This is a genomic window from Veillonellales bacterium, assembly GCA_039680175.1.
Lineage (GTDB): Bacteria > Bacillota > Negativicutes > JAAYSF01 > JAAYSF01 > JBDKTO01.
This window is the reverse complement of record JBDKTO010000064.1, coordinates 1-2463: the sequence shown is the minus strand read 5'-3', so window position 1 is coordinate 2463 and position 2463 is coordinate 1. Positions and strand designations below refer to the sequence as shown.

The 2463-nt window shown below is 36.3% G+C and carries 3 protein-coding genes; all 3 read left to right on the top strand.

Annotation, left to right across the window (positions count from 1 at the left end):
• Positions 1 to 896, top strand: an 896-nt coding sequence (locus tag ABFC84_09785) for a DUF4268 domain-containing protein (GenBank protein ID MEN6413027.1), incomplete at its 5' end; no start/stop codon positions are given.
• A 79-nt stretch (positions 897 to 975) separates the two neighbouring features.
• Complete coding sequence (locus tag ABFC84_09780) at positions 976 to 1770, top strand: hypothetical protein (protein ID MEN6413026.1); 795 nt, start codon at positions 976 to 978, stop codon at positions 1768 to 1770.
• Positions 1771 to 1788: 18 nt separating this feature from the next.
• A partial coding sequence (locus ABFC84_09775; GenBank protein MEN6413025.1) for a hypothetical protein occupies positions 1789 to 2463 on the top strand: 675 nt, incomplete at its 3' end.

The following is a 2463-nucleotide window of genomic DNA, read 5'->3' as shown; positions in this document are numbered from 1 at the left end:
CCTGGAAAGAGTATGTGGATGAGTTTTTCCATATCCTGGGTTTTTCTACAGATGAAAAAAACCAAAGGATCATGACACTAAATCTCATGGGAGCAAACCACACTCCAAAAGCAATCGTTTGTTACGTAAAGCCAGGTGAAAATTTTGATGAAATTACCCCAGGTTTAGAATGGGAATCCTATCTATTTTATGCTGCCAAATTTCATCAGGTTGATTGGGGCATATTAACAGATGGTCTCCAGCTTAAGGCTATTCAATATAAAGATCAAGACAATAAAGAGCCATCCTATTGGCCAGATCTTGATGGAATTGTTTGTAAAGAAAAGCTTGATACATTTTGCACGGTTTATAAGCTGTTTTCCTTTATCAAAGGATATGACGGCAAGCCATCTGTACAAGGACATCAAAAAAAGTCACAGCAAGGTCAAAAGGATGGAGATTTAGCGGAGCGGCATGTTCTCCGTCTAAAATTCTGGGGTGAACTACTTGAAAAAGCTAAGACAAAGACTAAACTTCATGCCAAAGTCTCACCAGGAATTGAAAATTGGGTCAGTGCCGGCGCTGGAAAAAGCGGACTTGGATTTAATTATGTTGTGCGCATGGATGACGCCCAGGTCGAGCTCTATATTGATCGAGGGGAAGCGGAATGGAACAAGATGGTTTTTAACGCTTTCCTGCAGCATAAAATTGAAATTGAAGAACTCTTCGGCGATCCATTAGATTGGCAATTACTGCCGGATAAGCGAGCGAGCCGTATTCGTTTTGTGATTTCAAATTATGGTCTGATAGATCAAGACCAATGGGATGAATTACAAGAACAACTTATAAAGTCGATGATTAGAATGGAAAAAGCTATTAGACCTTTTATCAATTTGATTTTGTCCCAAAATGGATAAGAGCAAATTTTATCAGAGGTGTGAATGGCATTAGCGAGTTTCGCAAATAATTCACAACATATCTAATTTAAGGATAATCATGGGTTCAGCTATACGTCGATTACAGAAAAGAAATAAAGCCAGAAAATCCTTAGCAGAGCTAATGGAAAATTCTGATCATGTTCTTGTAATTCATTATTCTTGTGAGAGTTTTTATGATCGAGAAACTGGTACCTCTCCAAGAATTACTTCTATCGCTGTCAGAAATTTTGCCAATGGACAAACGAAATCTTTTTCAGTTCATCAAATTGCTGAACGGCAAAATTTATTAAACACAATCGACCAGGAATACGATACCCTTGAAAAGAAGATGTTGGACGAATTTTATGTTTTTGTTCATGCTCACACCGGTTTCAAATGGCTTCACTGGAATATGAGAGATATGAATTATGGATTTGAGGCAATTGAACATCGATACAAAGTACTTGGAGGGACTCCTACAGAAATCCCAGAACAGAATCGAATTGATTTGAATAGATTATTAATCGACATTTATGGGGTGGGCTATATTGGCCACCCTCGATTAACAAAGATAATCGAATTGAACAAAATCAGTAATAAAGATTTTCTAACGGGTTCTGATGAGTCGGAAGCTTTTATCAATAAGGAATATGTCAGACTACATTTTTCAACTCTACGTAAGGTTGATATTTTAGCGAATATTGCTGATAGAGCAGATCAAGGTTCATTACTGACAAATACAACCTGGAAAGAAAATATTAATTTCATTCCTCAGGTAATTGGGGAATGGTTTAAAGAGAATTGGTTAGCAAGTTTACTTTTGGGAATTATCAGTATTATTGGTTTGGTACTTGGATTGATCCAACTATTCTAGTTCAAATGGCGATTTTATATGAGCGGACAACTATCTAAGAGTATTGTTTATGAATATGCTCAAGCATTACAAGTGCTTGATTTGGCGAAAAAAGAAGCTTTAAGCCCATATGTGGCTAGTCTTTTAGCTATTATTTTTAGCCGCTCTGAAAATCAGAACTGCCTTGGAGACTTACGTGAATGGTTATCTAATTACATCACGCCATACCTATATTCAGATCCAAGGAATCAAGCAGATTTACGAGAGAAGACATTAGCAATTTCTACATATTATTTAGTAGAAAATCCAAACGATCTAGTAAATTCGCTCCCCAATGAGTTTCTTAATAAATACATCGAATATGCAAGTAAACAAGATTGGTACGGGGATTCCTTTTTAGCTTTTATTATTGGTTTACTATCTGACAAGCATGTCATTTCTGAAAGTGCTTTGGCATATTTTAATAATAAATATTCTACTTTCTTGGAGCAGCAAAATATCCAGGCAATCAGCCAAGCATTATTCTTAATTCCTACCATTGGAAATTCACTCAGAGAATCTGGCTTAGAAATAATCAGAAAATCGGTTGCAAATCCGTATGCGCAAACTTATGAAAAATCTTGGGGATTAATTGGTATATCAAAGTCAGTTAATCAAAGTGACATTGAACTGCAATCCCATTTAAAAACCGGTTTATACGAAGAACTTGCTCAT

Bases quoted from the DNA above. Each gene is read 5' to 3' on its own strand.
- ABFC84_09780 (MEN6413026.1), top strand. From the start codon at position 976: ATGGGTTCAGCTATACGTCGATTACAGAAAAGAAATAAAGCCAGAAAA.